19 protein-coding genes and 1 pseudogene are annotated in these 25177 nt (G+C 66.7%); 17 read left to right on the top strand and 3 right to left on the bottom strand.

All coding sequences use genetic code 11. The annotated features are described in order from the left end of the window. The first annotated feature begins 123 nt into the window (after nt 1-123). The 7 genes from rpoB (at nt 124) to MTY59_RS03625 (ending at nt 12628) form a co-directional block, all read left to right on the top strand. Nucleotides 124-3630 carry a DNA-directed RNA polymerase subunit beta gene (gene rpoB, locus MTY59_RS03655; RefSeq protein WP_221044461.1) on the top strand — a complete coding sequence of 1169 codons (3507 nt, stop codon included), beginning with the start codon at nt 124-126 and terminating at the stop codon, nt 3628-3630. A 42-nt stretch (nt 3631-3672) separates the two neighbouring features. After that, a complete protein-coding gene (locus MTY59_RS03650; protein ID WP_221044460.1) occupies nt 3673-7623 on the top strand; it encodes a DNA-directed RNA polymerase subunit beta' in 3951 nt (1316 codons plus the stop codon). 128 nt (nt 7624-7751) lie between these two features. Further along, nucleotides 7752-8507: a deoxyribonuclease IV gene (locus tag MTY59_RS03645; RefSeq protein ID WP_221044459.1), complete on the top strand. Its 756-nt coding sequence runs from the start codon at nt 7752-7754 to the stop codon at nt 8505-8507. A gap of 59 nt (nt 8508-8566) precedes the next feature. Continuing rightward, on the top strand, nt 8567-10195 hold the full coding sequence (locus MTY59_RS03640) for an acyl-CoA dehydrogenase family protein (RefSeq protein WP_221044458.1): 1629 nt from the start codon (nt 8567-8569) through the stop codon (nt 10193-10195). Between the two features lie 8 nt (nt 10196-10203). After that, the gene (locus MTY59_RS03635) at nt 10204-11142 is read left to right on the top strand and encodes a crotonase/enoyl-CoA hydratase family protein (RefSeq protein WP_221044457.1); all 939 of its coding nucleotides are present in this window, start codon (nt 10204-10206) and stop codon (nt 11140-11142) included. 2 nt (nt 11143-11144) lie between these two features. After that, nucleotides 11145-11864, top strand: coding sequence for a PaaX family transcriptional regulator C-terminal domain-containing protein (locus MTY59_RS03630; protein WP_221044456.1), 720 nt, complete (start codon nt 11145-11147; stop codon nt 11862-11864). Further along, the gene (locus MTY59_RS03625; RefSeq protein WP_221044455.1) at nt 11861-12628 is read left to right on the top strand and encodes a crotonase/enoyl-CoA hydratase family protein; all 768 of its coding nucleotides are present in this window, start codon (nt 11861-11863) and stop codon (nt 12626-12628) included. The genes MTY59_RS03630 and MTY59_RS03625 overlap by 4 nt, the downstream gene beginning before the upstream one ends. Before the next feature lie 20 nt (nt 12629-12648). On the opposite strand, the gene MTY59_RS03620 is transcribed toward MTY59_RS03625, so the two are convergent. Both MTY59_RS03620 and MTY59_RS03615 read right to left on the bottom strand, forming a co-directional pair. Beyond that, a complete protein-coding gene (locus MTY59_RS03620) occupies nt 12649-13134 on the bottom strand; it encodes a DUF3060 domain-containing protein (protein WP_221044454.1) in 486 nt (161 codons plus the stop codon). Nucleotides 13135-13176: 42 nt separating this feature from the next. Further along, entirely contained in the window at nt 13177-13542 is a 366-nt protein-coding gene (locus MTY59_RS03615) for a DUF3060 domain-containing protein (protein ID WP_221044453.1), read from the bottom strand. Nucleotides 13543-13739: 197 nt separating this feature from the next. On the opposite strand from MTY59_RS03615, the gene MTY59_RS03610 reads away from it, so the two are divergent. From MTY59_RS03610 to MTY59_RS03570, 9 genes and pseudogenes are all read left to right on the top strand, one after another. Continuing rightward, nucleotides 13740-14384, top strand: coding sequence for a TetR/AcrR family transcriptional regulator (locus tag MTY59_RS03610; RefSeq protein WP_044483825.1), 645 nt, complete (start codon nt 13740-13742; stop codon nt 14382-14384). Nucleotides 14385-14665: 281 nt separating this feature from the next. Continuing rightward, complete coding sequence (gene rpsL / locus MTY59_RS03605; protein WP_007767794.1) at nt 14666-15040, top strand: 30S ribosomal protein S12; 375 nt, start codon at nt 14666-14668, stop codon at nt 15038-15040. After that, nucleotides 15040-15510: a 30S ribosomal protein S7 gene (gene rpsG / locus MTY59_RS03600; RefSeq protein ID WP_007767793.1), complete on the top strand. Its 471-nt coding sequence runs from the start codon at nt 15040-15042 to the stop codon at nt 15508-15510. Before rpsL ends, rpsG begins: the two co-directional genes overlap by 1 nt. Nucleotides 15511-15593: 83 nt before the next feature. Beyond that, complete coding sequence (gene fusA, locus MTY59_RS03595) at nt 15594-17699, top strand: elongation factor G (RefSeq protein ID WP_221044452.1); 2106 nt, start codon at nt 15594-15596, stop codon at nt 17697-17699. Nucleotides 17700-17807: 108 nt separating this feature from the next. Beyond that, nucleotides 17808-18998, top strand: a complete 1191-nt coding sequence (tuf, locus tag MTY59_RS03590) for an elongation factor Tu (protein WP_044483827.1) — start codon at nt 17808-17810, stop codon at nt 18996-18998. A gap of 160 nt (nt 18999-19158) precedes the next feature. Then, nucleotides 19159-19380: pseudogene (locus tag MTY59_RS27170) on the top strand (PE family protein); the annotation flags it as partial. Between the two features lie 555 nt (nt 19381-19935). Further along, the gene (locus tag MTY59_RS03580; RefSeq protein ID WP_221044451.1) at nt 19936-20772 is read left to right on the top strand and encodes an SHOCT domain-containing protein; all 837 of its coding nucleotides are present in this window, start codon (nt 19936-19938) and stop codon (nt 20770-20772) included. Nucleotides 20773-20862: 90 nt separating this feature from the next. Then, nucleotides 20863-21690: a mycofactocin-coupled SDR family oxidoreductase gene (locus MTY59_RS03575; protein ID WP_221044450.1), complete on the top strand. Its 828-nt coding sequence runs from the start codon at nt 20863-20865 to the stop codon at nt 21688-21690. Between the two features lie 25 nt (nt 21691-21715). Further along, the gene (locus tag MTY59_RS03570; RefSeq protein WP_221044449.1) at nt 21716-22903 is read left to right on the top strand and encodes an NAD(P)/FAD-dependent oxidoreductase; all 1188 of its coding nucleotides are present in this window, start codon (nt 21716-21718) and stop codon (nt 22901-22903) included. Between the two features lie 22 nt (nt 22904-22925). Here MTY59_RS03570 and MTY59_RS03565 read toward each other — a convergent pair whose 3' ends face one another. Then, on the bottom strand, nt 22926-23753 hold the full coding sequence (locus MTY59_RS03565; protein WP_221044448.1) for an inositol monophosphatase family protein: 828 nt from the start codon (nt 23751-23753) through the stop codon (nt 22926-22928). A 538-nt stretch (nt 23754-24291) separates the two neighbouring features. Here MTY59_RS03565 and MTY59_RS03560 point away from each other — a divergent pair. Continuing rightward, the gene (locus MTY59_RS03560) at nt 24292-25152 is read left to right on the top strand and encodes an aldo/keto reductase (RefSeq protein ID WP_221044447.1); all 861 of its coding nucleotides are present in this window, start codon (nt 24292-24294) and stop codon (nt 25150-25152) included. The last annotated feature ends 25 nt before the right edge of the window (nt 25153-25177 follow it).

Raw genomic sequence — 25177 nt, 5'->3', positions numbered from 1 at the left:
CTTAGTTCTAGTTGCGCGTGAGATCCGGACAGTTCGTTCGCCGGCCGAACCAACAAAATTCGCGGCGAGCTGGCCGGTGGTCCCGGCCTTCGTGAGTCGCACGAGGTGCTGGAAGGATGCATCTTGGCAGATTTCCGCCAGAGCAAGACGGGTCGCCCACAAAGTTCCTCTAACGGAAGTTCTTCAAACGGCTCCGTGCCTGGAGCCCCCAATCGAGTTTCCTTCGCCAAGCTCCGCGAACCGCTCGAGGTTCCGGGTCTGCTTGACGTGCAGATCGACGCCTTCGAGTGGTTGATCGGCGCGCCGCGGTGGCGTGAGGCCGCCGCCGCCCGCGGGGACGTGACTCCGGTGGGTGGCCTGGAAGAGGTGCTTTACGAGCTCTCGCCGATCGAGGACTTTTCCGGCTCGATGTCGCTGTCGTTCTCCGACCCGCGTTTCGACGAGGTCAAGGCGCCGGTCGACGAGTGCAAAGACAAGGACATGACGTACGCGGCCCCGCTGTTCGTCACGGCCGAGTTCATCAACAACAACACCGGTGAGATCAAGAGCCAGACGGTGTTCATGGGTGACTTCCCGATGATGACCGAGAAGGGCACCTTCATCATCAACGGGACCGAGCGTGTGGTGGTCAGCCAGCTGGTCCGCTCGCCGGGCGTGTACTTCGACGAGTCGATCGACAAGTCGACCGAGAAGCTGCTGCACAGCGTCAAGGTGATTCCGAGCCGCGGTGCCTGGCTGGAGTTCGACGTCGACAAGCGCGACACCGTCGGCGTGCGTATCGACCGCAAGCGTCGCCAGCCGGTCACCGTGCTGCTCAAGGCGCTGGGCTGGACCAACGAGCAGATCACGGAGCGGTTCGGTTTCTCCGAGATCATGATGTCGACGCTGGAGAAGGACAACACCGCCGGCACCGACGAGGCGCTGCTGGACATCTACCGCAAGCTGCGTCCGGGCGAGCCGCCGACCAAGGAGTCCGCGCAGACCCTGCTGGAGAACCTGTTCTTCAAGGAGAAGCGCTACGACCTGGCTCGCGTCGGCCGCTACAAGGTCAACAAGAAGCTCGGCCTGAACGTGGGCGAGCCGATCACGTCGTCAACGCTGACCGAGGAAGACGTCGTCGCCACGATCGAATACCTGGTGCGCCTGCACGAGGGCCAGGCCACGATGACCGTGCCGGGTGGCTCCGAGGTTCCGGTGGAGACCGACGACATCGACCACTTCGGCAACCGCCGGCTGCGCACCGTGGGCGAGCTGATCCAGAACCAGATCCGGGTCGGTATGTCCCGGATGGAGCGCGTGGTCCGCGAGCGGATGACGACTCAGGACGTCGAGGCGATCACGCCGCAGACGCTGATCAACATCCGCCCGGTGGTCGCCGCCATCAAGGAGTTCTTCGGCACCAGCCAGCTGTCGCAGTTCATGGACCAGAACAACCCACTGTCGGGTCTGACCCACAAGCGTCGCCTCTCGGCGCTGGGCCCCGGTGGTCTGTCCCGTGAGCGCGCCGGCCTGGAGGTCCGGGACGTCCACCCGTCGCACTACGGCCGGATGTGCCCGATCGAGACCCCGGAGGGTCCCAACATCGGTCTGATCGGCTCGTTGGCGACTTACGCGCGGGTCAACCCGTTCGGGTTCATCGAGACGCCGTACCGCAAGGTTGTCGACGGTGTGATCAGCGACGAGATCCACTACCTGACCGCCGACGAGGAGGACCGCCACGTCGTGGCGCAGGCCAACTCGCCGATCGACGACAAGGGCCGGTTCGAGGAGTCCCGCGTCCTGGTCCGCCGCAAGGCGGGCGAGGTCGAGTACGTGCCCTCGTCCGAGGTGGACTACATGGATGTGTCGCCGCGCCAGATGGTGTCGGTGGCCACGGCCATGATCCCGTTCCTCGAGCACGACGACGCCAACCGTGCCCTGATGGGTGCCAACATGCAGCGCCAGGCGGTTCCGCTGGTGCGCAGCGAGGCGCCGCTGGTGGGTACCGGCATGGAGCTGCGTGCGGCGATCGACGCCGGCGACGTGGTCGTGGCCGACAAGGCCGGGGTGATCGAGGAGGTCTCCGCCGACTACATCACCGTGATGGCCGACGACGGCACCCGGCACACCTACCGGATGCGCAAGTTCGAGCGGTCCAACCACGGCACCTGCGCCAACCAGTCGCCGATCGTCGACGCGGGGGAGCGGGTGGAGGCCGGCCAGGTCATCGCCGACGGTCCCTGCACCGAGAACGGTGAGATGGCGCTGGGCAAGAACCTGCTCGTGGCGATCATGCCGTGGGAAGGCCACAACTACGAGGACGCGATCATCCTCTCCAACCGGCTGGTTGAGGAGGACGTGCTCACCTCGATCCACATCGAGGAGCACGAGATCGACGCCCGCGACACCAAGCTGGGCGCCGAGGAGATCACCCGGGACATCCCGAACGTCTCCGACGAGGTGCTGGCCGACCTGGACGAGCGCGGCATCGTGCGCATCGGTGCCGAGGTCCGCGACGGCGACATCCTGGTCGGCAAGGTCACCCCGAAGGGTGAGACCGAGCTGACCCCGGAGGAGCGGCTGCTGCGCGCGATCTTCGGTGAGAAGGCCCGCGAGGTTCGCGACACCTCCCTGAAGGTGCCGCACGGCGAGTCCGGCAAGGTCATCGGCATCCGGGTGTTCTCCCGCGAGGACGACGACGAACTGCCGGCCGGTGTCAACGAGCTGGTGCGCGTCTACGTGGCCCAGAAGCGCAAGATCTCCGACGGCGACAAGCTCGCCGGACGCCACGGCAACAAGGGCGTCATCGGCAAGATCCTGCCGCAGGAGGACATGCCGTTCCTGCCGGACGGCACCCCGGTGGACATCATCCTGAACACGCACGGTGTGCCGCGACGGATGAACATCGGCCAGATCCTGGAGACCCACCTCGGGTGGGTGGCCAAGTCCGGCTGGAACATCGACGGTTCGCCCGAGTGGGCGGTCAACCTGCCCGAGCAGCTGCGGCACGCGCAGTCGGACCAGATCGTGTCCACGCCGGTGTTCGATGGCGCCAAGGAGGAGGAGCTGCAGGGCATGCTGTCCTGCACGCTGCCCAACCGCGACGGTGAGGTCATGGTCAACGGCGACGGCAAGGCGGTGCTGTTCGACGGCCGCAGCGGTGAGCCGTTCCCGTACCCGGTGACCGTCGGCTACATGTACATCATGAAGCTGCACCACCTGGTGGACGACAAGATCCACGCCCGCTCCACCGGCCCGTACTCGATGATCACGCAGCAGCCGCTGGGTGGTAAGGCGCAGTTCGGTGGCCAGCGCTTCGGTGAGATGGAGTGCTGGGCCATGCAGGCCTACGGCGCGGCGTACACGCTGCAGGAGCTGTTGACCATCAAGTCCGACGACACCGTCGGGCGGGTCAAGGTGTACGAGGCGATCGTCAAGGGCGAGAACATCCCGGAGCCGGGCATTCCCGAGTCCTTCAAGGTGTTGCTCAAGGAACTGCAGTCGCTCTGCCTCAACGTCGAGGTGCTCTCCAGCGACGGTGCGGCGATCGAGTTGCGCGAAGGCGAGGACGAAGACCTCGAGCGGGCGGCGGCGAACCTGGGAATCAACCTGTCCCGCAACGAATCTGCTTCGGTCGAGGATCTCGCTTAAATCGTTATTAGTTACTAATCCCGCAAGGGGAAAGGAAGTTACGTGCTCGACGTCAACTTCTTCGATGAACTCCGTATCGGCCTGGCCACCGCGGAGGACATCAGGCAATGGTCTTACGGCGAGGTCAAGAAGCCGGAGACGATCAACTACCGCACGCTGAAGCCGGAGAAGGACGGCCTGTTCTGCGAGAAGATCTTCGGACCGACTCGCGACTGGGAGTGCTACTGCGGCAAGTACAAGCGCGTCCGGTTCAAGGGCATCATCTGTGAGCGCTGCGGCGTCGAGGTGACCCGCGCCAAGGTGCGTCGCGAGCGGATGGGTCACATCGAGTTGGCCGCGCCCGTCACGCACATCTGGTACTTCAAGGGTGTGCCGTCGCGGCTGGGCTACCTGCTCGACCTGGCGCCGAAGGATCTCGAGAAGATCATCTACTTCGCCGCCTACGTCATCACCTCGGTCGACGACGAGATGCGCCACAACGAGCTCTCCACGCTCGAGGCCGAAATGATGGTGGAGCGCAAGGCGATTGAGGACCAGCGCGACGCCGACCTGGAGGCCCGCGCCCAGAAGCTCGAGGCCGACCTGGCCGAGCTGGAGGCCGAGGGTGCCAAGGCCGACGCGCGCCGCAAGGTCCGCGACGGCGGCGAGCGCGAGATGCGTCAGCTGCGCGACCGCGCCCAGCGTGAGCTGGACCGACTCGAGGAGATCTGGACGACCTTCACCAAGCTGGCCCCCAAGCAGCTGATCGTCGACGAGAACCTCTACCGCGAGCTGATCGACCGCTTCGGTGAGTACTTCACCGGCGCCATGGGTGCGGAGTCGATCCAGAAGCTGATCGAGAACTTCGACATCGACGCCGAGGCCGAGATCCTGCGCGACGTCATCCGGAACGGCAAGGGGCAGAAGAAGCTTCGCGCCCTCAAGCGGCTCAAGGTGGTCGCCGCCTTCCAGCAGTCGGGCAACTCCCCGATGGGCATGGTGCTGGACGCCGTCCCGGTGATCCCGCCGGAACTGCGCCCGATGGTGCAGCTCGACGGTGGCCGGTTCGCCACGAGCGACCTGAACGACCTCTACCGCCGCGTGATCAACCGGAACAACCGCCTCAAGAGGCTGATCGACCTCGGCGCGCCCGAGATCATCGTCAACAACGAGAAGCGGATGCTGCAGGAGTCCGTGGACGCGCTGTTCGACAACGGCCGTCGCGGCCGCCCGGTCACCGGGCCGGGTAACCGCCCGCTGAAGTCGCTGAGCGATCTGCTCAAGGGTAAGCAGGGCCGGTTCCGCCAGAACCTGCTCGGTAAGCGCGTCGACTACTCGGGCCGTTCGGTCATCGTGGTCGGTCCGCAGCTCAAGCTGCACCAGTGCGGTCTGCCCAAGCTGATGGCGCTCGAGCTGTTCAAGCCGTTCGTGATGAAGCGGCTGGTCGACCTCAACCACGCGCAGAACATCAAGAGCGCCAAGCGGATGGTGGAGCGTCAGCGTCCCCAGGTGTGGGATGTCCTCGAAGAGGTCATCGCCGAGCACCCGGTGCTGCTGAACCGCGCACCCACCCTGCACCGGTTGGGCATCCAGGCCTTCGAGCCGATGCTGGTGGAAGGCAAGGCGATCCAGCTGCACCCGCTGGTGTGTGAGGCGTTCAACGCCGACTTCGACGGTGACCAGATGGCGGTGCACCTGCCGCTGAGCGCCGAGGCGCAGGCCGAGGCCCGCATCCTGATGCTGTCGAGTAACAACATCCTGTCGCCCGCGTCGGGCCGCCCGCTGGCCATGCCGCGTCTGGACATGGTGACCGGTCTGTACTTCCTGACCACCGAGGTCGACGGCGACAAGGGCGAATTCAAGGCGGCCGCCAAGGACGAGCCCGAGGTCGGGGTGTACTCCTCGCCGGCCGAGGCGATCATGGCGTCCGACCGTGGCGTGCTGTCGGTGCGGGCCAAGATCAAGGTGCGGCTGACCCAGTTGCGTCCGCCGGCCGAGATCGAGGCCGAGCTGTTCGGCGCCAGCGGCTGGCAGCCGGGCGACGCCTGGATGGCCGAGACCACTTTGGGCCGTGTGCTTTTCAACGAACTGCTGCCGGTGGGCTACCCGTTCGTGAACAAGCAGATGCACAAGAAGGTGCAGGCCGCCATCATCAACGATCTGGCCGAGCGGTACCCGATGATCGTGGTCGCGCAGACCGTGGACAAGCTCAAGGACGCCGGTTTCTACTGGGCGACCCGCAGCGGTGTCACGGTCTCGATGGCCGACGTGCTCGTCCCGCCGCGCAAGAAGGAGATCCTCGACCAGTACGAGGAGCGCGCGGAGAAGGTCGAAAAGCAGTTCCAGCGTGGTGCTTTGAACCACGACGAGCGCAACGAGGCGCTGGTGGAGATCTGGAAGGAAGCCACCGACGAGGTCGGTCAGGCGCTGCGTGAGCACTACCCGGCCGACAACCCGATCATCACGATCGTGGACTCGGGCGCCACGGGTAACTTCACCCAGACGCGAACGCTGGCCGGCATGAAGGGTCTGGTGACCAACCCGAAGGGTGAGTTCATCCCGCGTCCGGTCAAGTCCTCGTTCCGTGAGGGCCTGACCGTGCTGGAGTACTTCATCAACACGCACGGCGCTCGAAAGGGCCTGGCGGACACCGCGTTGCGTACCGCCGACTCGGGTTACCTGACCCGTCGTCTGGTGGACGTCAGCCAGGACGTCATCGTCCGCGAGCACGACTGCGAGACCGAGCGGGGCATCATCGTCGAGCTGGCCGAGCGCCAGCCGGACGGCACCCTCATCCGCGACCCGTACATCGAAACCTCGGCGTACGCACGGACTCTGGGCGCCGACGCGGTCGACGAGGCCGGCAACGTCGTCGTGGCGCGTGGTGAGGACCTGGGTGACCCGTCGATCGAAGCCTTATTGGCTGCGGGCATCACGCAGATCAAGGTGCGCTCGGTGCTGACCTGCACCACCGGCACCGGCGTGTGCGCGACCTGTTACGGGCGGTCCATGGCGACCGGCAAGCTGGTCGACATCGGCGAGGCCGTCGGTATCGTCGCCGCGCAGTCCATCGGTGAGCCCGGTACCCAGCTGACCATGCGTACCTTCCACCAGGGTGGTGTCGGTGAGGACATTACCGGCGGTCTGCCCCGTGTGCAGGAGCTGTTCGAGGCCCGCATTCCGCGCGGTAAGGCGCCGATCGCCGACGTCACCGGGCGGGTCCGTCTCGAGGACGGTGAGCGCTTCTACAAGATCACCATCGTTCCCGACGACGGCAGCGAAGAGGTCGTGTACGACAAGCTCTCCAAGCGGCAGCGGCTGCGTGTGTTCAAGCACGAGGACGGTTCCGAGCGGGTGCTGTCCGACGGCGACCACGTCGAGGTGGGTCAGCAGCTGATGGAAGGCTCGGCCGACCCGCACGAGGTGCTGCGCGTGCAGGGCCCCCGCGAGGTGCAGATCCACCTGGTCCGCGAGGTCCAGGAGGTCTACCGCGCACAGGGTGTGTCGATCCACGACAAGCACATCGAGGTGATCGTCCGCCAGATGCTGCGCCGCGTCACCATCATCGACTCCGGCTCGACCGAGTTCCTGCCGGGTTCGCTGATCGACCGTGCCGACTTCGAGGCGGAGAACCGTCGCGTGGTGGCCGAGGGCGGCGAGCCTGCGGCCGGACGTCCGGTGCTGATGGGTATCACGAAGGCGTCGCTGGCCACCGATTCGTGGCTGAGCGCGGCGTCGTTCCAGGAGACCACGCGCGTGCTGACCGATGCGGCGATCAACTGCCGCAGCGACAAGCTGCAGGGTCTGAAGGAGAACGTGATCATCGGAAAGCTGATCCCGGCCGGCACCGGTATCAACCGGTACCGCAACATCCAGGTGCAGCCGACCGAGGAGGCCCGGGCCGCCGCGTACACGATCCCTTCCTACGAGGATCAGTACTACAGCCCGGACTTCGGCCAGGCCACCGGCGCCGCGGTGCCGCTGGACGACTACGGCTACAGCGATTACCGCTAGTCCACAAACGAAAAAGCCCCGGGTTCGCCCGGGGCTTTTTCGTTGCGTGTCCCGCGACGCCGAATGTGACTGTGGGGGGTCCCGGTGGAACCTCCCGGGCGTCGGCGCCCCTCACTAGACTGGCCGTCGTGCTCATCGGTTCACACGTCCGCAATGACGACCCGCTGGCCGCCGCGCAAGCCGACGGCGCCGACGCGGTGCAATTCTTCCTCGGCAATCCCCAGAGCTGGAAGAAGCCGAAACCCCGCGACGACGCCGAGGCGCTGAAGGGGTCGACCGTGCCGCTTTACGTCCATGCGCCGTACCTCATCAACGTCGCGTCGGCGAACAACCGCATCCGGATCCCGTCGCGCAAGATTTTGCAGGACACTTGCGACGCGGCCTCCGAGATCAACGCGACGGCGGTCATCGTGCACGGCGGCCACGCCGACGACGACGACATGGAAGCCGGCTTCGAGCGGTGGGTCAAAGCGCTGGACTACCTGGAAACAGACGTGCAGGTGTATCTGGAAAACACCGCCGGCGGTGACCACGCGATGGCCCGCCATTTCGACACCATCGGCAAACTGTGGGATCACATCGGGGACAAGGGGATTGGTTTCTGCCTGGACACCTGTCACGCCTGGGCCGCCGGCGAGGCCCTGATCGATGCGGTCGACAGGATCAAGGCCCTGACGGGACGCATCGACTTGGTGCACTGCAACGACTCGAGGGACGCCGCAGGTTCGGGCGCCGACCGGCACGCCAACTTCGGCACCGGTCAGATCGACCCGCAGCTGCTCGTCGCGGTGGTCGAGGCCGCCGACGCCCCGGTGATCTGCGAGACCGCGGACGAGGGCCGCAAGGACGACATCGCGTTCCTGCGGGAGCACACCGAGCGCTGACCGCTCCCTCGGCTGTTACAACTCTTGTGCAACTGTCGGGAAACTGTAACATTGGTGGCATGTCGGACACCCATGTCGTCACCAACCAGGTCCCGCCCCTGGAAAACCACAACCCCGCCAGCTCCGCGGTGCTGATCGAGGCCCTGATCCGCGAGGGCGGGCAGTGGGGCCTGGACGAGGTGAACGAGGTCGGCGCGCTGTCGGCCACCCACCAGGCGCAGCGGTGGGGCGAGCTCGCCGACCGCAACCGGCCCGTCCTGCACACCCACGACCGCAACGGTCACCGTGTCGACGAGGTCGAATACGACCCGGCCTACCACGAACTGATGCGCGCGGCGGTTGCCCACGGCATGCACGCCGCGCCGTGGGCCGACGAGCGCCCGGGTGCGCACGTCGTCCGCGCCGCCAAGACGTCGGTGTGGACGGTCGAGCCGGGCCACATCTGCCCGATCTCGATGACATATGCCGTCGTTCCGGCGCTGCGCTTCAACCCCGAGTTGGCCAAGGTGTACGAACCACTGCTGACCAGCCGCGAATACGACCCCGAGCTCAGGCTGGCCACCACCAAGCCGGGCATCACCGCGGGCATGTCGATGACCGAAAAACAGGGCGGCTCCGACGTGCGCGCCGGCACCACCCAGGCGACCCCCAACGCCGACGGCACCTACCGCCTGACCGGTCACAAGTGGTTCACCTCGGCGCCGATGTGCGACATCTTCCTGGTGCTGGCGCAGGCGCCGGGCGGGCTGTCCTGCTTCATGCTGCCCCGCGTCCTGCCCGACGGCACCCGCAATCGAATGTTCCTGCAGCGCCTCAAGGACAAGCTCGGCAACCACGCCAACGCGTCCAGCGAGGTCGAATACGACGGCGCGATCGCGTGGCTGGTGGGCGAGGAAGGGCGCGGCGTGCCCACCATCATCGAGATGGTCAACCTCACCCGGCTGGATTGCACGCTGGGCAGCGCCACCAGCATGCGCAGCGGTCTGACCCGGGCGATCTACCACGCCCAGCACCGAAAGGCCTTCGGCGCCTACCTGATTGATCAGCCGCTGATGCGCAACGTGCTGGCCGACCTGGCGGTCGAGGCGGAGGCGGCCACCATGGTCGCGATGCGGATGGCCGGCGCCACCGACAAGGCCGTGCGCGGCGACCAGACCGAAGCGCTGCTGCGGCGCATCGGCCTGGCGGCCAGCAAGTACTGGGTGTGCAAGCGTTCCACGCCGCACGCGGCCGAGGCGCTGGAATGTCTGGGCGGCAACGGCTATGTCGAGGACTCCGGCATGCCGCGGCTGTACCGGGAGGCGCCGCTGATGGGCATCTGGGAGGGCTCGGGCAACGTCAGCGCGCTGGACACGTTGCGCGCCATGGCAACTCGCCCCGAGTGCGTCGAGGTGCTGTTCGACGAGCTCGCCGACGCCGCGGGTCAGGATCCGCGCCTGGCCAACCATGTCACGCGGCTGCGCGATCAGCTGGCCGACTTGGAGACCATCCAGTATCGCGGCCGCAAGGTGGCCGAAGACATCTGCCTCGCGCTGCAGGGCTCGCTGCTGGTGCGCCACGGCCACCCGGCCGTCGCCGAGGCATTCCTGACCACCCGCCTCGACCGGCAGTGGGGCGGTGCCTTCGGGACCATGCCCGACGGGCTCGACCTCGCACCGATCCTGGAGCGGGCGCTGGTAAAGGGCTGAGCCACAATATGACTCACGCGATCAGGCCGGTCGACTTCGACAACCTCAAAACGATGACCTACGAGGTCACCGATCGGGTTGCGCGCATCACGTTCAACCGGCCCGACAAGGGCAACGCGATCGTCGCGGACACCCCGCTTGAACTCTCGGCGTTGGTGGAGCGCGCCGACCTCGACCCGAACGTGCACGTCATCGTGGTGTCCGGTCGCGGCGAGGGGTTCTGCGCGGGCTTCGACCTGAGTGCCTACGCCGATCGCACCGGCTCGGCCGGCGGCACCGGCGGGTACCAGGGCACCGTGCTGGACGGAAAGACCCAGGCGGTCAACCATTTGGCCGATCAGCCATGGGATCCCATGATCGACTATCAGATGATGAGTCGCTTCGTGCGGGGCTTCTCCAGCCTCATGCACGCCGACAAGCCGACGGTGGTCAAGATCCACGGCTATTGCGTGGCCGGCGGCACCGACATCGCGCTGCACGCCGATCAGGTGATCGCCGCCGCCGACGCCAAGATCGGCTACCCACCGACCCGGGTGTGGGGCGTCCCGGCGGCCGGGCTGTGGGCGCACCGCCTGGGCGACCAGCGCGCGAAAAGGTTGTTGTTCACCGGTGATTGCATCACCGGGGCGCAGGCCGCCGAGTGGGGATGGGCGGTCGAGGCACCGGAACCGGCGGACCTCGACGAGCGCACCGAGCGGTTGGTCGAGCGGATCGCCGCGGTGCCGGTAAACCAGCTGATCATGGTCAAGCTCGCGCTGAATTCCGCTCTCCTGCAACAGGGCGTGGCGACCAGCCGGATGGTCAGCACGGTTTTCGACGGGGTAGCCCGGCACACGCCCGAGGGGCACGCCTTCGTCGCGGACGCGGTCGAGCACGGATTCCGTGAGGCGGTGCGGCACCGCGACGAACCGTTCGGCGACCACGGGCGCCGCGCGTCCGGAGTGTAGCCATGCCGGACATGACGGCGCGGTCGGTGGTGCTCAGTGTGCTGCTCGGCGCTCACCCCGCGCACGCCCGGGCCAGCGAATTGGTCAGGCTCACTTCCGATTTCGGCATCAAGGAGTCGACGCTACGGGTGGCGCTGACCCGCATGGTCGGTGCCGGCGACCTGATCCGCTCCGCCGACGGCTACCGGCTCTCCGATCGCCTGCTGGCCCGGCAGAAGCGCCAGGACGACGCCATCGACCCGCGGGTGCACCCGTGGAGCGGCGAGTGGGTCACGCTGATCGTGACCAGCGTCGGAAATGACGCGCGCACCCGCGCGGCGCTGCGAATCACCTTGCACGACAAGCGTTTCGGTGAGCTTCGCGAAGGGGTGTGGATGCGGCCCGACAACATCGAGGCGGAGCCCGGGCCCGAGATCACCGCCCAGGCGAGGGTGCTGCGGGCGCGCGACGACGACCCCGCCGAGCTGGCCGCGCAGCTGTGGGACCTGCCCGCCTGGGCCCAGACCGGCCATCGACTGCTCGACGAGATGGCGTCCGCGCCAGACATTCCCGGCCGTTTTCTGGTGGCCGCGGCGATGGTGCGCCACCTGCTCACCGACCCGGTGCTGCCAGCCGAGCTGCTGCCGGACGACTGGCCCGGCGCCCGGCTGCGGGCGGCCTACCACGACTTTGCCGCTGAGCTGCTGCGGCGGCGCGAACCACTATTTGCGGAGGCGACATGAGTGAACCGGTGCGGATCGAGCGCAACGGCCCGGTGACCACGGTCGTCATCGACCGGCCGGCTGCCCGCAACGCGGTCAACGGCCCGACGGCCGCCGCGCTGTATTCCGCCTTCGAGGAGTTCGACCGCGACGACACCGCGTCGGTGGCCGTGCTGTGTGGCGACAACGGAACCTTCTGCGCCGGAGCCGATTTGAAGGCATTCGGCACACCCGACGCCAACGCCGTGCACCGCACCGGCCCGGGCCCGATGGGCCCGACGCGGATGGTGCTGTCCAAACCCGTCATCGCCGCGGTCAGCGGCTACGCCGTCGCCGGCGGCCTGGAACTGGCCGTCTGGTGTGACCTGCGGGTGGTAGAGGAGGATGCCGTGTTCGGCGTGTTCTGCCGGCGCTGGGGCGTCCCCCTGATCGACGGCGGCACCGTCCGGCTGCCCCGGCTGATCGGGCACAGCCGTGCGATGGACATGATTCTCACCGGCCGCGCGGTGGCCGCCGACGAAGCCCTGGCCATCGGGTTGGCGAACCGGGTCGTGCCCAAGGGGCAGTCGCGCCAGGCCGCCGAGGAATTGGCGGCGCAGCTGGCCGCGCTGCCGCAGCAGTGCCTGCGCTCCGACCGGCTCTCGGCGTTACACCAATGGGGCGCAACCGAATCCGACGCGATCGACTTCGAATTCGCCAGCATCTCGCGGGTGGCCGCGGAGGCGAACGAAGGGGCGGGACGCTTCGCGGCGGGCGCGGGACGGCACGGGGCGCCGGCCGACTAGCACCTGGTAGACGCGGCTTGTCAGCTGCCCTTGTTGATCGTGTTGCTCTGGCCGATCTTGTCGACCTTGGGGTCACCGTCCTTGTAGGTGATGGTGTTGTTCATCCCCAGCACGGTGATGCGGGTGTTCACCTTGTCGAACGTGATCTTGTTGTTGGTGCCGCTGACGGTGGCCGTCTCACAGGTGCCGGTGACGGTCAGGTTGTTGTCCGAGCCGCCGACGTTCAGCGACTTGCCGGTGGCGCAGTCCAGGGTGGTGGTGGTGCCCATCGATCCGTAGTTGATCGTGTTGCCGATCTCGATGGACGCGGTGGTGCTCGCCCCGCTCGATCCCGTCGTCGGTGCGGCGCCCGCACTGGTCGTCGCGCTGCTCTTGGTGGTGGTCGTCGAGGACCCCGCCGGCGGGTTGGCCGTCGAACTGCAGCCGGCCAGCACCAGGGCGGCGGCGGCCGGTGTCACGGCGAGCACGGCCAGGCGCAGCGAGCGGTCACGGATGTAGGCGGGCATGGTTCCTCGATTCTTGATCGGATGTTGTTGTGTTGCCGCGGTTTAGCCCGGCACCTGCTGGAGCCGGTTGGTCATGCCCAGTTCGCGGCCACGGTCCCACAGGGCGGGCTGACCGCTTTTGTAGAACACAGTCTGGTTGTAGCCGTACACGGTGATGTCGTGTGACACCGAGTCGGCGATGACGGTGTTCGACGAGCCCATCACCGTCACGGCGTAGCAGTTGCCCAGCGCGGTGACGTTGATACCGGTGCCGTTGACCATGAGCGTGGCGTCGTTGCAGTCGATCGTCTGCTCGATGTCCTGCCCGATGATGTGGGTGTCACCGTTCTTGGCATGCGCGACCCCCGGTAGGGCGACGACGGCGAGGACACAGACCGCCACTGAGCCGGCGACAGTCGTCCACTTCACTGCGGGCCCCCTCTTGGACGGGTCGGCTGCTCGAAACGAGGCAAGCATGACATTACGTGCATTCGCCTGCCCGGTGGCAGACTTTGTTTTCCTTTGCCGGGCGCTCATCTCGCCTCCGGGGAGATTCATCTCTGAACAAGCGTCAACTAGAGTCATTAGTTAACCGCAATCCGTTCACCAATCGAAGGGCGACCGCCATGGCAGCTCCACCGGATCCGCCGCCGGCGGCCGGGCGCCAACGCGCGGGGCGGCCCGCCTCCCGTCCGGCCAAGCTCAGCCGGGACGGGATCATCGACGGCGCCCTGACGTTCCTGGACCGCGAGGGCTGGGACGCCCTGACCATCAACGCGCTGGCGATGCAGCTGGGCACCAAGGGGCCGTCGCTGTACAACCACGTCGACAGCCTGGAAGACCTGCGGCGCGCGGTGCGGATCCGCGTCATCGACGACATCATCACGATGCTCAACCGGGTCGGCCAGGGCCGCGCCCGCGACGACGCGGTGCTGGTGATGGCCGGGGCCTACCGGAGCTACGCCCACCACCATCCGGGTCGCTACTCGGCCTTCACCCGGATGCCGTTCGGCGGTGACGATCCCGAGTACACCGCCGCCACCCGCGGCGCGGCCGCGCCGGTGATCGCCGTGCTGTCCTCCTACGGTCTGGACGGCGAGGCGGCCTTCCACGCGTCGCTGGAGTTCTGGTCCGCGCTGCACGGCTTCGTTTTGCTGGAGATGACGGGTGTGATGGACGAGATCGACACCGACGCGCTGTTCTCTGACATGGTGTTGCGGTTGGCGGCCGGCCTGGAAAGGCGCACCGCCGCCGATGGCGCGCGCTACTAGTCCGATAGCGGCGACGCCCGGCGCCCGGCCGGCGCCGCCGTCGCTTTGACCTGCGAGACCGGCGGCGGGTATTGTGGTCCCTCGTGCCTGGCGGCTTACGGCGCCTAACCGTAAGGGAGTGGATGCCGGGCGAATTCGCGTGTCCACGGAGCATCGGACAAGGTCCGATGCGCAGCGCATGCGACACACCCGGACGCGGGGTGATGCGGCCGGACATAACTGCAGTACACAGACTTGAAAACGCTAGAAGTATGCCGAACACGAACACAGAAAGCCGGTAGATGCCAACCATTCAGCAGCTGGTCCGCAAGGGTCGCCGCGACAAGGTCGCCAAGGTCAAGACCGCGGCCCTGAAGGGCAGCCCGCAGCGCCGTGGCGTATGCACCCGCGTGTACACCACCACCCCGAAGAAGCCGAACTCGGCGCTTCGGAAGGTCGCCCGCGTGAAGCTGACCAGCCAGGTTGAGGTCACCGCATACATCCCCGGCGAGGGCCACAACCTGCAGGAGCACTCGATGGTGCTGGTGCGCGGTGGTCGGGTGAAGGACCTGCCCGGTGTCCGGTACAAGATCATCCGCGGTTCGCTTGACACCCAGGGTGTCAAGAACCGCAAGCAGGCTCGCAGCCGTTACGGCGCCAAGAAGGAGAAGAGCTGATGCCGCGCAAGGGGCCCGCGCCGAAGCGTCCGTTGGTCAATGACCCGGTCTACGGCTCGCAGCTGGTGACGCAGCTGGTGAACAAGGTTCTGCTGGACGGGAAGAAATCGCTGGCCGAACGCATTGTTTATGGAGCGCTCGAAAACGCCCGGGAGAAGACAGGTACCGACCCGGTGATCACGCTCAAGCGCGCAATGGACAACGTCAAGCCCTCCCTCGAGGTGCGCAGCCGCCGCGTCGGTGGCGCTACGTACCAGGTCCCCGTCGAGGTGCGTCCGGATCGCTCCGTGACGCTGGCACTGCGTTGGTTGGTCAGCTTCTCCAAGCAACGCCGCGAGAAGACCATGGTCGAGCGGCTGGCCAACGAGATCCTGGATGCCAGCAATGGCCTCGGTGCCGCCGTCAAGCGGCGCGAGGACACCCACAAGATGGCCGAGGCCAACCGCGCCTTCGCGCACTATCGCTGGTAGGGGCTCCAACCGCGTCAAGGCAGGGTGGCCGGGCGCAAAGCGACAGCGAATAACCAAGCAATCGAAAGAGTGGGAAGACTTCTGTGGCACAGAAGGACGTGCTGACCGACCTGACCAAGGTCCGCAACATCGGCATCATGGCGCACATCGACGCCGGCAAGACGACGACGACCGAGCGCATCCTCTACTACACCGGTATCAGCTACAAGATCGGTGAGGTGCACGACGGCGCCGCCACCATGGACTGGATGGAGCAGGAGCAGGAGCGGGGGATCACCATCACCTCCGCGGCTACCACCTGCTTCTGGAAAGACAACCAGATCAACATCATCGACACCCCCGGGCACGTCGACTTCACCGTCGAGGTGGAGCGCAGCCTGCGCGTGCTCGACGGTGCCGTGGCCGTTTTCGACGGCAAGGAGGGTGTCGAGCCGCAGTCCGAGCAGGTGTGGCGGCAGGCCGACAAGTACGACGTCCCGCGCATCTGCTTCGTCAACAAGATGGACAAGATCGGCGCCGACTTCTACTTCTCGGTGAAGACCATGGAGGAGCGCCTCGGCGCCAACGCCATCCCGATTCAGCTGCCCGTCGGCTCCGAGGGTGACTTCGAGGGCATCGTCGACCTGGTCGAGATGAACGCCAAGGTGTGGCGCGGCGAGACGAAGCTGGGCGAGACCTACGACACCATCGAGATCCCGGCCGAGCTGGCCGAGAAGGCCGACGAGTACCGCACCAAGCTGCTCGAGGCCGTCGCCGAGACCGACGAGACGCTGCTGGAGAAGTATCTCGGCGGCGAAGAGCTCACGGTCGAGGAGATCAAGGGCGCCATCCGCAAGCTGACGATCAGCTCGGAGGCCTACCCGGTGCTGTGCGGCAGCGCGTTCAAGAACAAGGGCGTGCAGCCCATGCTGGACGCCGTCATCGACTACCTGCCGTCGCCGCTGGACGTGCCGCCGGCCGTCGGCCACGTGCCGGGCAAGGAGGACGAAGAGGTCACGCGCAACCCGTCGACCGACGAGCCGTTCTCCGCGCTGGCGTTCAAGGTCGCGACGCACCCGTTCTTCGGCAAGCTGACCTACGTCCGGGTGTACTCGGGCAAGGTCGACTCCGGCAGCCAGGTCATCAACGCCACCAAGGGCAAGAAGGAGCGGCTGGGCAAGCTGTTCCAGATGCACTCCAACAAGGAGAACCCGGTGGAGACCGCGTCGGCCGGTCACATCTATGCGGTGATCGGCCTGAAGGACACCACCACCGGTGACACCCTGAGCGACCCGAACCAGCAGGTCGTGCTGGAGTCGATGACCTTCCCCGACCCGGTCATCGAGGTGGCCATCGAGCCCAAGACGAAGAGCGACCAGGAGAAGCTGAGCCTGTCGATCCAGAAGCTCGCCGAGGAAGACCCGACGTTCAAGGTCCACCAGGACGCAGAGACCGGCCAGACCGTGATCGGCGGGATGGGTGAGTTGCACCTGGACATCCTGGTCGACCGGATGCGCCGCGAGTTCAAGGTCGAGGCGAACGTCGGCAAGCCGCAGGTGGCCTACAAGGAGACCATCAAGCGGACGGTGGAAAAGGTCGAGTTCACCCACAAGAAGCAGACGGGCGGCTCCGGCCAGTTCGCGAAGGTGCTGATCAGCCTCGAGCCGTTCCACGGCGAGGACGGTGCTACCTACGAATTCGAGAACAAGGTCACCGGTGGCCGCATCCCGCGTGAGTACATCCCATCGGTGGACGCCGGTGCGCAGGACGCCATGCAGTACGGCGTGCTGGCCGGCTACCCGCTGGTGAACTTGAAGGTCACCCTGCTCGACGGGGCGTTCCACGAGGTCGACTCGTCGGAAATGGCCTTCAAGATCGCCGGTTCCCAGGTGCTGAAAAAGGCTGCGCAGCAAGCCCAGCCGGTGATCCTGGAACCGATCATGGCCGTCGAGGTCACCACGCCCGAGGACTACATGGGCGACGTGATCGGCGACCTGAACTCCCGCCGTGGCCAGATCCAGGCCATGGAGGAGCGGAGCGGTGCGCGCGTGGTCAAGGCGCATGTGCCGCTGTCGGAGATGTTCGGCTACGTCGGCGACCTGCGGTCCAAGACCCAAGGCCGGGCGAACTACTCCATGGTCTTCGACTCGTACGCCGAAGTGCCGGCGAACGTGTCGAAGGAGATCATCGCGAAGGCGACGGGCCAGTAACGGCCAGCGGAGTAATCTTGCCGGGTCATTGGAATGCCTTGGGCGCGGCACAACTGAAAACACCAACACTGCTTTAACGAGCACCAACTAGTCCAGGAGGACACAGAAGTGGCGAAGGCGAAGTTCGAGCGGACGAAGCCGCACGTCAACATCGGGACCATTGGTCACGTTGACCACGGCAAGACCACGCTGACCGCGGCTATCACCAAGGTTCTGCATGACAAGTACCCCAATCTGAACGAGTCCCGCGCGTTCGACCAGATCGACAACGCGCCCGAGGAGCGTCAGCGCGGTATCACCATCAACATCTCGCACGTGGAGTACCAGACCGAGAAGCGTCACTACGCCCACGTCGACGCCCCGGGTCACGCCGACTACATCAAGAACATGATCACCGGTGCGGCCCAGATGGACGGCGCGATTCTGGTGGTCGCCGCCACCGACGGCCCGATGCCGCAGACCCGTGAGCACGTGCTGCTGGCCCGTCAGGTCGGTGTGCCCTACATCCTGGTCGCGCTGAACAAGGCCGACATGGTCGACGACGAGGAGCTGCTCGAGCTCGTCGAGATGGAGGTCCGCGAACTGCTGGCCGCCCAGGAGTTCGACGAGGATGCCCCGGTGGTGCGGGTCTCGGCGCTCAAGGCGCTCGAGGGCGACGCCAAGTGGGTCGAGTCCGTCGAGCAGCTGATGGAGGCCGTCGACGAGTCGATCCCGGACCCGGTCCGCGAGACGGAGAAGCCGTTCCTGATGCCCGTCGAGGACGTCTTCACCATCACCGGTCGTGGCACCGTGGTCACCGGTCGTGTCGAGCGCGGCATCATCAACGTCAACGAAGAGGTCGAGATCGTCGGCATCAAGCCGACCAGCACCAAGACCACCGTCACCGGCGTGGAGATGTTCCGCAAGCTGCTCGACCAGGGTCAGGCCGGCGACAACGTCGGGCTGCTGCTGCGTGGTATCAAGCGTGAGGACGTCGAGCGCGGTCAGGTTGTGACCAAGCCCGGCACCACCACCCCGCACACCGAGTTCGAGGGCCAGGTCTACATCCTGTCCAAGGACGAGGGCGGCCGACACACGCCGTTCTTCAACAACTACCGTCCGCAGTTCTACTTCCGCACCACCGACGTGACCGGCGTGGTGACGCTGCCGGAGGGCACCGAAATGGTGATGCCCGGTGACAACACCAACATCTCGGTGAAGCTGATCCAGCCCGTCGCCATGGACGACGGTCTGCGGTTCGCGATCCGTGAGGGTGGCCGCACCGTCGGCGCCGGCCGGGTCGTCAAGATCATCAAGTAGTTTCGAACCACCGCAAAGCCCGGATTGCCGACTCGGCAGTCCGGGCTTTGTGCGTTGCGGCGGCATCGGCCCCCGGCACGGCAGAAATCATGCGGCAACGACGCCGCCTGGTTTAGGATTTGCTCATATTTCTCCTGACCGTAGTTTGCGGGAGGTACCGATGTCGTTCGTTCAGGCGACGCCCGAATTCGTCGCGGCCGCGGCGGGGGACTTGGCCAGGATCGGGACCACGATCAGTTCAGCCAACATTGCCGCGATGGGTTCGACATCGGGCGTGCTGGCCCCCGGTGCCGACGAGGTGTCGGCGAGCATCGCCGCGCTCTTCGACGCGCACTCCCAGGTCTATCAGGCGCTGAGTGCCCAAGCGGCCGCGTTCCACAGCCAGTTCGTCCAGCTGATGAACGGCGGTGCGGCTCAGTATGCCTTCGCGGAGGCCGCCAACACCTCGCCCTTGCAGACCGCGGCTGCCCCGGCGTCGGTGGCCGCGCAGGTGCCGGCGGTGAGCGCCGGTGCCGTGGGTATGTCCGCGCCGACCGCACCCGCGGGACCGCTGGCGGCGGCAGTGGCGCCGGCCGCGGTGGCACCGGCACCGGCCGGCACCCCGGTTGCGGCGGCCCCCGGCGGGGTCGGCGACGCTGGCCTCGGCCACCACGCCGGCCGGCGCGGCGCGGGTGGTGACGCCGGCCTACGCTCCGGCGGGCTCGCCCGCCCCCGTGCAGCCGGCGGCCTCGGTTGCGACGCCGACCGGCACCCCCGCCGCGCCGCTGCAGACCGCAGCGCCGCCGCAGACCTCGCCGGCCTCCACGATGCCGGTATCGGCGCGTACCGCTCCGCCCGCCCCGGCTGCTGCGCAGCAGGCGCATCCGGCGCAACCGGCCGGGGCGCCGGTCAAGCGGGTGCCGGTCGTGCCCACCGAGTCGGTGTAGGCGAGGCGCTAGTGTTAGCGCGCTACCTGAAGGCACAGTTGGTGGTTTTGCTGTGCGGCGGCCTGGTCGGACCGATCTTCTTGGTCGTGTATTTCACCCTCGGGCTCGGCAGGCTGCTGCAGTGGATGTTCTACGTCGGCGTGCTGATCACCGTCGCCGACGTGCTGATCGCGCTCGCCCTGGCGAACTATGGGGCCAAGTCGTCGGCCAAGGTGGCCGCGCTCGAGCGGAACGGGGTGCTGGCGCTCGCCCAGATCACCGGGATCACCGAGACGGGGACGTGGGTCAACAACCAGCAGGTCGTCAAGGTGCACCTGCACATCGCCGGCCCCGGACTCGTGCCTTTCGACAGCGAGGACCGGGTCATCGCCAGCGTCACCCGGCTCGGCAACCTCAACGCCCGCAAGGTGGTGGTGCTGGTCAACCCCACCACCAGCGAATACCGAATCGACTGGGAGCGAAGCGCTTTGGTCAACGGCCTGGTTCCCGCTCAGTTCACGGTGGCCGAGGACAACAAAACCTACGACCTGAGCGGGCAGGCCGGCCCGTTGATGGAGATCCTGCAGATCCTCAAGGCCAACAACGTCGCGCTCAACCAGATGGTCGACATCCGCTCGAACCCGGACCTGCGCGCCCAGATACAGGCCGTGGTGCGCCGCGCGGTCGAACAGCAGGCCCCGGCCGTGCAGCCGGCGCCGGCGGCGGCGCCCGCGGCGGCGACGGTTGTCACACCGCCCGAACCGTCGATCGCCGCGCGGTTGCAGGAATTGCAGGATCTGCACACCAGCGGGGCGCTGACCGACGACGAATACACCAGCCGGCGCGCGGCGATCATCGCCGAAATCTGACGGCGGGCACGGCTACGCCGTGTGAATTAGAACACGTTTCAGTTGCGCTGCTAGCCTGACTTGGTCTATCGGCGGTCGAAGGGGTTACAAGTGGCTGAACAGGCCGGATCACTGCAGGGGCGGGTCGCATTCATCACCGGCGCCGCCCGCGGACAGGGGCGCTCGCACGCGGTGCGGCTGGCCCGCGAGGGCGCCGACATCATCGCGCTGGACATCTGCGCGCCCGCATCGCCCAGCGTGACCTACCCGCCGGCCACCCGGGAAGACCTCGACGACACCGCGCGCCTGGTGGAGAACGAGGGCCGCAAGATCCTGACCCGTGAGGTCGACGTCCGCGACGATGCCGCGCTGCGCGATCTGGTGGCCGACGGGATCGAGCAGTTCGGCCGGCTCGACATCGTGGTGGCCAACGCGGGAGTGCTGAGCTGGGGCCGCATTTGGGAGCTCACCGACGAGCAGTGGGACACCGTCATCGGCGTCAACCTGACCGGCACCTGGCGCACGCTGCGCGCCACCGTGCCCGCCATGATCGAGGCGGGAAACGGCGGATCCATCGTCGTGGTCAGCTCGTCGGCGGGCATCAAGGCCACCCCGGGCAACGGCCACTATTCGGCCAGCAAACACGGACTCACGGCGCTGACCAACGCGCTGGCGATCGAGCTCGGCGAATTCGGAATCCGGGTCAACTCCATCCACCCGTACTCGGTGGACACCCCGATGATCGAACCCGAGGCGATGATGGAGATTTTCGGCAAGCATCCCAGCTTCGTGCACAGCTTTCCGCCAATGCCGGTGCAGCCCAACGGCTTCATGGCGGCCGACGAAGTGGCCGACGTGGTGGCCTGGCTCGCCGGCGGCGGCTCGGGCACCCTCACGGGCACCCAGATCCCCGTGGATAAGGGCGCCCTAAAGTACTGACCGGCCATCGTGCTAAGAACTCCACGTGAGTAGTGACGCAAGCGCGGACAACGGAATCGTGATCGTCGGCGGCGGATTGGCCGCCGCGCGCACCGCCGAGCAGCTGCGCAAATCGGAGTATTCGGGGCCCATCACGATCGTCAGCGACGAGGTGCACTTGCCCTACGACCGCCCGCCACTGTCCAAAGAGGTGCTGCGCAAAGAGGTCGACGACACCGCACTCAAACCGCGCGAGTGGTACGACGACAACGACATCACCCTGCGACTGGGGTCGGCCGCGACCAGCCTGGACACCTCGGCGCAGACGGTGACTCTGGACGACGGGACCACGCTGGGCTACGCCGAACTCGTCATCGCCACGGGCTTGGTGCCCCGGCGCATCCCGGCGATCCCGGACATGGAGGGCATCCGCGTGCTGCGGACCTTCGACGAAAGCATGGCGCTGCGCATGCACGCGTCGGCGGCCCAGCGCGCCGTCGTCATCGGCGCCGGGTTCATCGGCTGCGAGGTGGCGGCCAGCCTGCGCAGCCTGGGCGTGGATGTGGTGCTGGTGGAGCCGCAGCCGACACCGCTGGCCGCGGTCCTCGGCGAGCAGATCGGCGAGCTGGTGGCCCGGCTGCACCGTGCCGAAGGCGTCGACGTCCGCCTCGGGGTCGGGGTGACGGAGGTGCGCGGCGACTCACGCGTCGAGGCGGTGGTGCTGAGCGACGGCACCGAACTGCCGGCCGACATCGTGGTCGTCGGCATCGGGTCGCGCCCGGCGACCGAATGGCTCGAGGGCAGCGGCATCGCAGTCGACAACGGCGTCATCTGCGACGAGGCCGGACGCACCAGCGCACCGAATGTGTGGGCGCTCGGCGACGTCGCCTCGTGGCGCGACGCGACGGGACATCAAGGGCGCGTGGAACATTGGAGCAACGTCGCCGATCAGGCCCGTGCCGTCGTGCCCGCGATGCTGGGCCAGGACGTGCCGCCGGTGGTGGTCGTCCCGTACTTCTGGAGCGACCAGTACGACGTCAAGATCCAGTGCCTGGGCGAGCCGGAGGCCGACGACATCGTCCATGTCGTCGAGGACGACGGCCGCAAGTTCCTGGCCTACTACGAACGTGACGGTGCCCTGGTCGGGGTGGTCGGCGGCGGGATGCCCGGCAAGGTCATGAAGGCCCGCGCCAAGATCGCCGCGGCCGTGCCCATCGCCGAAATGCTGGGCTGAGCAAGATCTTTCACTCCCGCGGCTAGCCGACGGCGGCCGCGTACGGGTCGCTGGGGATCTCGGTGTTGCGGATCACCGTGGCGAGCTGCTCGGCAATACCGGGCGCGGTGACGATCGTCGACGCGGAGCTGTGGGTGTGCGGGTTGCCCTGCGCATCGGTGAGCTGCGCTCCGGCCTCGCGGGCGATCAGTGTCCCCGCGGCGGTGTCCCACGGTTTGTTGGACATCATCACGCAGGCGTCCAGGGCGCCCTCGGCGACGAAGGCGAGGTCGAGCGTCGCCGCCCCGATCATCCGGATGCGCTCGACGCGGGGCACCAGCTCGGTGGTGAGCGCCAGCCGGTGCTGATTGAGCCGGCCGGCGTCGTGGCCGACGGCGTAGTCGCCGAGGGACACGATGGCGCCGCTGAGGCTGTCGGTGGCGCTGGCGGTGATCCGTTGCCCGTTGACGAACGCGCCTTTGCCTTCCATGGCGTGGTAGGTCTTGCCGAGCAGGGGAGCGTGCGTGACGGCCAGCACGGTGCGACCGGCGTTCAGCAAGGCCAGTGATACCGCGCACAGCGGCAGGCCGTGGACGAAGTTGGACGTCCCGTCGATGGGGTCAAGGACCCAGAGCCACTCGGAGGTTTCGATCTCCGGCTGCTGCTCGGACTCTTCGGCCAACAGCTCGATATCGGGTGTGGTCTGGGCGAGGTAGGCGGCGATGTCGCGCTGGATTGCGAGGTCGACGTCGGTGACCGTGTCGCGGTCACCCTTGTGCTGCACCGAGCTCGGTTGTGACTTCTTGAGCATGGTGGCGCCGAGTTGTGTTGCTTGCCAGGCTATTTCGAACAACTCTTGCATTGTCTTCATGGGACAGCTCTGCCTCGCTTCCGGTGTTGGCGTGCGTTCGGCGTTTGTCGAGCATAAGGGACCGGCGAATTCGCATCGCGCGCACCCCGCTGAATACGGCAAATCGAAAGCACTTAGACCATCGAGGTTTTCGCTCGCGTATCCGGCGTCTGCCTGGAGGTTCGACGCGGATTCGCCATACGCCACAGCTCAATTCGATCGTGATACACCTCACTGCAAGTGTTGTTCGAATGTCCATCGGGGGCAAGGGTTGCGGCGCTGTAGTCGGTGTCACAAAATTGCCATCACCAGCAACGCCAAACGCATTGTGCTGGAAACTCGTAACTTCAAGCGGTGACGAATTTTGCTGTGCCGACAGGTACCGCGGCATTCGGTGCACCGCTTGCGGAGCTTCGTTACTGTCTGCGAGCGAGCGATGTTGCGGGACCGTGCACAACGCAGTGCGTTGGCTGAACCGCCCGGCCGCCGGCCGCCGCTGAGTCATCGTTCTTTTCCCAGATAATCCAGTAACCAACTTGAGCAGGCAGGTGATTGGCAAGTGACAGTGATTGATGAGATATACAGCTCGCCCAGCGCGATTCCGACCGTCGCACTCAATGACGAGGCGAAGATGCCCGTACTTGGCTTGGGGGTAGCCAAGTTGTCCGACGAGGAGACGGAAAGCTCGGTACTCGCGGCGCTGGAAGCCGGCTGTCGCCTCATCGACACCGCCGCCTCCTATGGAAACGAGGAAGCCGTCGGCCGCGCGATCGCCGCATCGGGCATTCCCCGCGAGGATTTGTTCGTCGCCACCAAGCTGGGCACGTCGAAGCAGGGCTTTGACACCGCCCAGGAGTCGTGCAAGGCGAGCCTGGACCGACTCGGGCTGGACTACCTCGACCTCTATTTGATCCACTGGCCGGCGCCGAAGCTGGGCAAGTACGTGGAGAGCTTCGAGGGCATGAAGGTGGCCCGCGACGAGGGGCACGTCCGCTCGATCGGCGTCTGCAACTTCACCGAGGAACTGCTGGCGACGGTCATCGAGGAAACCGATGAGGTGCCCGCCGTGAACCAGGTCGAGTTGCACCCGCGGCTCAACCAGGCCGACCTGCGCCTGGCCCACGCCGAGCACGACGTGCAGACCCAGTCCTACAGCCCGCTGGGTGTCGGCAAGATGCTCGAGAACCCGACGGTGACGTCGATCGCCGCCGAGTACGGCCGCACTCCGGCCCAGGTACTGGTTCGGTGGAACCTGCAGTTGGACAACGTCGTGGTCTCGCGCTCGTCCAAGCCCGAGCGCGTCGCCCAGAACCTGGACGTGTTCGACTTCACCCTTGCCCCCGAGCACATGGAGGCCATCGAACGATTGCATGACGGCACCCGCGTGCTGCACGATCCGATGACCTTCATGGGGACCTAGTAATCGAGGCCTCAAACGCAGCCGA

The sequence above is a fragment of the Mycobacterium senriense genome, from assembly GCF_019668465.1.
Classification (GTDB): Bacteria; Actinomycetota; Actinomycetes; order Mycobacteriales; family Mycobacteriaceae; genus Mycobacterium; species Mycobacterium senriense.
This window is presented reverse-complemented; position numbering and strand designations above follow the sequence as displayed.

Excerpts from the sequence above, each read along its gene's own strand:
- MTY59_RS03640 (WP_221044458.1), top strand. The coding sequence starts at position 8,567 with ATGTCGGACACCCATGTCGTCACCAACCAGGTCCCGCCCCTGGAAAAC.
- MTY59_RS03635 (WP_221044457.1), top strand. The coding sequence starts at position 10,204 with ATGACTCACGCGATCAGGCCGGTCGACTTCGACAACCTCAAAACGATG.
- MTY59_RS03630 (WP_221044456.1), top strand. The coding sequence starts at position 11,145 with ATGCCGGACATGACGGCGCGGTCGGTGGTGCTCAGTGTGCTGCTCGGC.
- MTY59_RS03625 (WP_221044455.1), top strand. The coding sequence starts at position 11,861 with ATGAGTGAACCGGTGCGGATCGAGCGCAACGGCCCGGTGACCACGGTC.
- MTY59_RS03620 (WP_221044454.1), bottom strand. The coding sequence starts at position 13,134 with ATGCCCGCCTACATCCGTGACCGCTCGCTGCGCCTGGCCGTGCTCGCC.
- MTY59_RS03610 (WP_044483825.1), top strand. The coding sequence starts at position 13,740 with ATGGCAGCTCCACCGGATCCGCCGCCGGCGGCCGGGCGCCAACGCGCG.
- rpsL (WP_007767794.1), top strand. The coding sequence starts at position 14,666 with ATGCCAACCATTCAGCAGCTGGTCCGCAAGGGTCGCCGCGACAAGGTC.
- rpsG (WP_007767793.1), top strand. The coding sequence starts at position 15,040 with ATGCCGCGCAAGGGGCCCGCGCCGAAGCGTCCGTTGGTCAATGACCCG.
- MTY59_RS03565 (WP_221044448.1), bottom strand. The coding sequence starts at position 23,753 with ATGAAGACAATGCAAGAGTTGTTCGAAATAGCCTGGCAAGCAACACAA.